Source organism: Nostoc sp. NMS4, from assembly GCF_017115095.1.
Taxonomy (GTDB): domain Bacteria; phylum Cyanobacteriota; class Cyanobacteriia; order Cyanobacteriales; family Nostocaceae; genus Nostoc.
The window spans coordinates 1-6,691 of the sequence record NZ_JABXKI010000438.1 but is presented as its reverse complement, the minus strand read 5'-3'; the positions used below and the strand labels follow the sequence as shown (position 1 = coordinate 6,691).

The window sequence follows — 6,691 nt, the reverse complement described above, 5'->3', positions numbered from 1 at the left end:
TTGCATAAGTCGAATAGACCCCCCTTAATCCCCCCGATATATTGGGGGGAAACTTTAAATCTTGCGCCCTCCCCTTCACAAGGGGAGAGTTGGGGAGGGGTGATTCAAGGATTTTTGCAAGTTGCAAAAAAATTGTAGGTTGGGTGGAGCGGAGCGCAACCCAACATATATCAGGAATCAAATCGGATTGCTATATATGTCTCCAATGCTTCCTCTGCTTACACACCGATGGGATATTTTTCTATTATCCTCCCTCTACCAAAAATCTATCTCCACCTCATTGCTTTTATCCTTCAACAGTTAGAAGCAGCGAATTTTGCTCTATGCAAAGCTATGAAGACAAGTTCTCATATTGTGGCAAAAGGATAAATTTGTGGATATTAGCAGACGAAATTTACTGAAGGTAGTTTCTGCTTCTGGTTTAGGTGGAGCCGGGGTATTTGTTTTACAAGGTTTAACCAAACAGGTTTTAGCGCAAAATAAGCCTAACTCACCCCAGATTAAAAAAGGTGAAATGCTCTACAGGCAACTAGGACGCATCAAAGAACAAGTATCTGTAATTGGTTTAGGTGGTCATCATATTGGTAGACCAAAAGATGAACAAGAGGGTATTGATCTGATCCGTACAGCCCTCGATCGCGGAATTAATTTTATGGACAATAGCTGGGATTACCATAACGGAGGGAGCGAAATTCGTATGGGTAAAGCTCTGCAAAATGGTTATCGTGAAAAAGCTTTTCTGATGACTAAAATCGACGGTCGCACAAAGGCGGTTGCTGCTAAACAAATTGATGAATCTTTAAAACGTTTGCAAACAGACCGTATTGATTTGTTGCAGCATCATGAAGTTATTCGTATGGAAGATCCAGACCGAATTTTTGCCCCTGGTGGTGCGATGGAAGCAGTTGTGGAAGCACAAAAAGCTGGCAAGATTCGCTACATAGGTTTTACTGGACACAAAGACCCTTTAGTACACCTGAGAATGTTAGAAGTTGCTAATCAAAATAACTTCCATTTTGATACAGTGCAGATGCCATTAAATGTGATGGATGCCCATTTTCGCAGTTTTGAGAGGCAAGTTTTACCCAAGCTGCTTGAAGATGGAATTGCTGTACTGGGAATGAAATCAATGGGCGACCAAAACATCCTCAAAAGCAATGTGGTCAAACCTATCGAATGTCTGCATTACGCGATGAATTTGCCAACTTCAACGGTGATTACAGGTATTGAAAGTATGGCGATCTTAAACCAAGCTTTTGAGGCAGTACGTACTTTTAAACCCATGAGTCAGGAACAAGTTAAAGCATTACTGAATCGGACTCGCCAAGCTGCTCTTAAAGGTCAGTATGAACTGTTTAAAACCACTAGCCAATTTGATAGTACAGCCAAAAATCCTGAGTGGTTAGGATAATAGCTGTGGAAAAAATGCTAGTAGTCTGTCAAGTTTAAATTCTTGGGTAAGCAAGTTCGTAGTAAGGACTTTAGTCCTTAATTTTCTAAGCACTAAAGTGCTTACTACAAACTTTTCATTACTAGCTTAGAGGTTATTTGATTTTGAATTTTGAATTTTTATCTAGAGCTACTCAGAAATTTTAGCAATAAAATCTTTAAAAAATGCTACTGAGCAGTTTTATATTCACCAAACCGATGTACTATACAGATAAATTTACAAAAATCAACAATGGTAGAACGTCCAATCAAGAAATCGGAACGTCAGTCTCAAGGAAATGCTGACAACAATTCCGAAAATTCGGATTCTGTAACCCCTATTGAATCCAACCCTAAAAGCTCAAAACCGAGCCGTAATCGCTCGTCTGACAAAGAAAAAAGAGGATCGGGGAATGAAAACAGACAGCAGGGGAATCCTGCCCTAGCGCGAGGCCCAAAACCAGTTAAACCTCCAGCCGCGAAAGTCCAAACAGAAGAACTTGAAACCGAATCAGAATCTACATCTGAGGAGTCTCAAGACTAAGATTACAAGTGTTGCGTGTGATGTGGGAGGCTATAAGTATATTAAAGACGGTATTTCTGACTCCGAAGGCAGCGATCGCGCCCCCCATCACCATTAGATTATTTTTAGCGGGCATAGCGTCTCATAGAGTTCCTGTATCTCAAATGCGCGAATGGGTAGGTGTACAAATTCCACGTCGCCAAAAAAGTGCTTCTATCTCAACACCAGCAAGCACTTCACCCCCCTAATCACCCAATTATCATCCGCGCAATCTCTGAAATGCTTACAAAAACTGGGTGTCAGCCTTTAACTTTTCCCGACACTCTTCCCAAAGGAATTCTCTAATGCTATGATTACTCTAGAATCGCGCAACCGCACCTTGAAAACTACATACAGCTTGGCTTTCCGGCTTCCGCCATTGCAATTCATCAAAATCCCTATTAGGGATTGAAACCAATTCTGCCAAACCCTTTGGTGATGTTGTAGCCATTGCAATTCATCAAAATCCCTATTAGGGATTGAAACAAAGCAAAGATAGTTGCTGGTAAGTTGGAGCAAAAATTGCAATTCATCAAAATCCCTATTAGGGATTGAAACCCCTTTCTCCCCTGTATCACCCTTCGCACCAGATTGCAATTCATCAAAATCCCTATTAGGGATTGAAACAGCGTTCCTAAAAGCTGCAAACGAAACCATTTTGGATTGCAATTCATCAAAATCCCTATTAGGGATTGAAACCAGGCAATAGCATCATTGCATCCTAAATCAATTGATTGCAATTCATCAAAATCCCTATTAGGGATTGAAACATTACTAACTTAAATAGTTGCAAAAAAAATTGTAGGTTGGGTGGAGGCTTTGCGTAACCCAACATCCTGATATGTGTTGGGTTGCGCTCCGCTCCACCCAACCTACAAATCTGAGATTTTTTCAGAAATCAATTCTTATCGTACTGCTAACTGATCAGGCGTAACACCATCAGAGAGCGATCTGTAACTGGTACACTTTGAGAGCCTGAAACTAATTTTCCCCGTTCTAAAAAGCGAGGCTCATTAGTATCAATTACTATCTCCCATACCTTTTCTTTAAATTCATTTGGTAAAGCAAAATCAATTAACTCATAGTGAGCGTTGAAAAATAGCAGAAAACTTTCATCAATAATCCGCTCACCGCGATCGCCTGGAGTAGCAATTCCCTGCCCATTCAAAAAAATCTCCATTACTTTGGCATAACTAACTAGCCACTGCTTCTCAGTCATTTCACTGCCATCAGAATTAAACCAAGCAATATCATTAATGCCTAAACCGTGAATGGGGCGACCTTGAAACCACTTACGTCGTCGGAATACTGGATGCTGATTACGAAAATTAATTAGTTCGCGTGTAAAGTCTAGTAAATCCGAGTTCGCTTTATGCAAATCCCAATGTCGCCAAGAAATCTCATTGTCTTGGCAATAGACATTATTATTTCCCTTTTGACTACAACCAATTTCATCCCCCTCTAATAGCATTGGGACACCTTGAGATAGCATTAGGGTTGCTAAAAAGTTTCGTCGTTGCCGTTCGCGCAAACGCATTACTTCTGCATCGTCGGTTTCGCCTTCTGCACCACAATTCCACGATCTATTATGGCTTTCACCATCTCTATTATCTTCCCCGTTTGCGTCATTATGCTTTTCGTTGTAGCTGACCAAATCATTTAATGTGAAACCATCATGAGCCGTCACAAAATTAACACTTGCATTGGGGTTGCGCCCGTTTGTTTGATAGAGGTCAGGGCTACCGGTAAAACAGTAAGCAAATTGTCCTAAACTATCATCTACACCACGCCAAAAATCTCTGACTGTATCCCTATATCTACCATTCCATTCAGACCAACGCAGTGGAAAGTTCCCGACTTGATAACCGCCTTCTCCTAAGTCCCAAGGTTCCGCAATCAACTTTACATCTGTCAAGATTGGGTCTTGATGAATAATATCAAAGAAAGCTGATAGATTATCTACCTCATATAATTCCCGTGCCAGCGCCGAAGCTAAATCGAAGCGGAAGCCATCTACATGCATTTCTGTTACCCAGTAGCGCAAGCTATCCATGATTAACTTCAGAACTTGAGCATGACGCACATTCAGAGAGTTACCACAGCCGGTAAAGTCCATGTAGTAGCGAGGATCGTCTTTTACCAAACGGTAATATACAGAATTATCAATACCTCGCAAAGATAGCGTTGGCCCGAAATGATTTCCTTCGCCAGTGTGGTTGTAGACTACATCTAAGATCACTTCAATTCCGGCAAAATGTAATGCCTTAACCATTTGCTTAAATTCAGTGACTTGTTGTCCCACAGTCCCACTAGCACTGTAACTAGAATAGGGAGCAAAATAGTTGATAGAATCGTAGCCCCAGTAATTCTTTAATTCCTTATCTTCTAAATGTCCCGGATGAGATAGAAAATGATGTACTGGCATTAACTCAACTGCTGTAATTCCTAATTGCAGTAAGTGTTGAATTGCAGCCGGATGCGCTAACCCGGCATAAGTGCCGCGCAACTCTTCTGGAATAGCTGGATGTAGTTTAGTAAAACCTTTGACGTGGGTTTCATAAATAACAGTTGTATGCCAAGGTGTAGCCAGCAGTTGATCGCCTTCCCAATCAAAAGATTGATCGACCACAACACACTTGGGCATAATTTTGGCATCATCTAGTTCAGAAAAAACTAAGTCTTTTTCCTCAGCGTCTAGAGAGTAGCCAAACACAGCCGGATCGTTACTAAACTCACCATCAATTGCTTTCGCGTAGGGATCAATTAATAGTTTGTTGGGATTAAATCGATGACCTACTTCTGGTGCCCACATCCCATGAACTCTAAAGCCATACTTTTGACCTGGGCCAACTCCTGGTAAGTAACCATGCCAAACAAAATTGTTTTTTTCTGTCAGATGTAAGCGAATTTCTTCGTCATCGTTATCAAATAAACAAAGCTCTACCCCTGTAGCATTTTCTGAAAATAAAGCAAAGTTTGTTCCTTTTCCATCCCAAGTTGCACCTAAAGGATATACTTTCCCTGGCCACAAAGCTATATACATATGCAAATCTTGAATAATTACTTTTTCGGCAAATAATTGATTTCGAGTTTTTGAATAATTCGATAAAATCACTAATTAATATTAAAATCTAACTTATAAATAATGTTGTTTGCTCTATCATTAGTAATAGACATCTCTATTCCTTAAGTTGGAAAAACTAATGCAGAGGGCAACAGGCTGAAGGAAACCTGTCTTATCTGCGACACGCTGCGCGTTCTGATTCAGTAAAGTAACCAGAGGAAGCTAGGGTTTAAAACCTTCACTATTGCGTCAGTTTTCCACAGGTATCGTTATTTACATAGCTAGATAACCTACCTTAATCTACTCCAACTTACGTCATTGATAGATATTCACACAGTTATATACTACCAGGGAGCCTCAATTAATCAATCTGTATTTCTAATTAATGGCAGACAAATTAACAATAAGCACCCTAGTTAAAATTTACTTTAAATCTAAAATCTAAAATTGCAATGAGAGCTAGAATTGAAAATAAAATACTTTTTATCCACCACGAAGATTTACCAGAGTTTAAAAAAGGTGGTTCGGTGGTGAGAAATTCTTATTTCTGGGCGCTACGTTCAATTGCTGGTCAAGCTTCACGTTATCGTGATTGGGAATATGAACCGGAGGTTTGGCTAGCACTTTCACGAATGCTTTTGTCGTTTGCTGAATCGGGATATTTAGGGATTAGAGAAACCTTGCTAGAGTTTCCCTTATCTCAAGGAGAAATCCCTAATTTACTGCGAGATGTTTCTACTTGGGAGTAGGAATGCATATCTGTTATTGGTGTTAAATTAAAGCAAAGTACTTTACCAGCTTTTGGCTAAAAATACTCCTAAATAAAAACAAAAATTCATGAGTCATCACATTTTAAAAGCTTCAAAAAAAACCGTGCATTTAGGTGGTTTCTCGCATCTACTAGAACCAGCCCTAATTATTGATTCTGGCGATACTATTGACGTAGAAACTTATAGTGGTTACTACGTTTATGACAAAGCACCACCAGAGTTTCTCACACCAGAATTTCTCGATATCTGCCAAAATCTGCTGCCAGAACGTAAAATTGCTGGAGGTCCACATTTACTTACAGGGCCAATTTATGTCCGAGATGCCGAACCAGGGGATGTTTTAGAAGTACAATTAGATGCGATCGCACCTAGTTTACCAGTCGGCTTCAATGCCATTCGTCCAGGTTGGGGGGCTTTACCAAATCAGTTTCCTGAACCTGCATTGAGATTCATTCCTCTAGATTTAGCCAACAATATCGCAGAATTTCCGGCGGGTACTGGCATAAAAATTCCCCTGAAACCCTTTTTTGGGATTCTTGGTGTCGCTACTCCAGAAACCTCTCGAACTTCTATCCCACCAGGTTCTTACGGCGGTAATATTGACAATCGAGAATTACAAGCTGGTTCTCGTTTATTTTTGCCGATTTTTGTACCAGGTGGATTATTTTCTATTGGTGATGGACATTCGGCACAAGGAGACGGGGAAGTAAATGTCACCGCCATTGAAACTTCCATGAATGGTAGAATTACCCTCAAACTTCGTAAGGATTTACAACTGACAACACCAATTGCTGAAACTCCAACTCATATCATCACAATGGGTTTTGCTCAAACCTTAGATGAAGCTTTAGAACTGGCTTTAAAAAA

The 6,691-nt window shown here is 40.3% G+C and carries 6 protein-coding genes and 1 CRISPR repeat array; of the genes, 5 read left to right on the top strand and 1 reads right to left on the bottom strand.

All coding sequences use genetic code 11. The annotated features are described in order from the left end of the window. The first annotated feature begins 373 nt into the window (after nt 1–373). From HWQ37_RS34410 to HWQ37_RS34400, 3 genes are all read left to right on the top strand, one after another. Nucleotides 374–1,411, top strand: a complete 1,038-nt coding sequence (locus HWQ37_RS34410; protein ID WP_292755854.1) for an aldo/keto reductase — start codon at nt 374–376, stop codon at nt 1,409–1,411. Between the two features lie 270 nt (nt 1,412–1,681). Beyond that, nucleotides 1,682–1,972 (top strand): hypothetical protein, encoded by a 291-nt coding sequence (locus HWQ37_RS34405; protein ID WP_292755852.1) that lies wholly within the window; start codon nt 1,682–1,684, stop codon nt 1,970–1,972. Between the two features lie 20 nt (nt 1,973–1,992). Then, complete coding sequence (locus HWQ37_RS34400; protein WP_292755850.1) at nt 1,993–2,199, top strand: hypothetical protein; 207 nt, start codon at nt 1,993–1,995, stop codon at nt 2,197–2,199. A gap of 169 nt (nt 2,200–2,368) precedes the next feature. Then, nucleotides 2,369–2,760: a CRISPR direct-repeat array (repeat unit 37 nt; unit sequence ATTGCAATTCATCAAAATCCCTATTAGGGATTGAAAC). 146 nt (nt 2,761–2,906) lie between these two features. On the opposite strand, the gene glgX is transcribed toward HWQ37_RS34400, so the two are convergent. Beyond that, nucleotides 2,907–5,033 (bottom strand): glycogen debranching protein GlgX, encoded by a 2,127-nt coding sequence (gene glgX / locus HWQ37_RS34395; protein ID WP_292755855.1) that lies wholly within the window; start codon nt 5,031–5,033, stop codon nt 2,907–2,909. 473 nt (nt 5,034–5,506) lie between these two features. Here glgX and HWQ37_RS34390 point away from each other — a divergent pair, with 473 nt between their 5' ends. Both HWQ37_RS34390 and HWQ37_RS34385 read left to right on the top strand, forming a co-directional pair. Continuing rightward, complete coding sequence (locus HWQ37_RS34390; protein WP_194043762.1) at nt 5,507–5,803, top strand: hypothetical protein; 297 nt, start codon at nt 5,507–5,509, stop codon at nt 5,801–5,803. Nucleotides 5,804–5,891: 88 nt separating this feature from the next. Further along, the coding region (locus tag HWQ37_RS34385; protein ID WP_292755846.1) for an acetamidase/formamidase family protein at nt 5,892–6,691 on the top strand (800 nt) is incomplete at its 3' end.

What these genes read in the sequence shown, in the direction of transcription:
- HWQ37_RS34405 (WP_292755852.1), top strand. Translation starts at nt 1,682, where the DNA reads ATGGTAGAACGTCCAATCAAGAAATCGGAACGTCAGTCTCAAGGAAAT.
- HWQ37_RS34400 (WP_292755850.1), top strand. Translation starts at nt 1,993, where the DNA reads ATGTGGGAGGCTATAAGTATATTAAAGACGGTATTTCTGACTCCGAAG.
- glgX (WP_292755855.1), bottom strand. Translation starts at nt 5,033, where the DNA reads ATGTATATAGCTTTGTGGCCAGGGAAAGTATATCCTTTAGGTGCAACT.
- HWQ37_RS34390 (WP_194043762.1), top strand. Translation starts at nt 5,507, where the DNA reads ATGAGAGCTAGAATTGAAAATAAAATACTTTTTATCCACCACGAAGAT.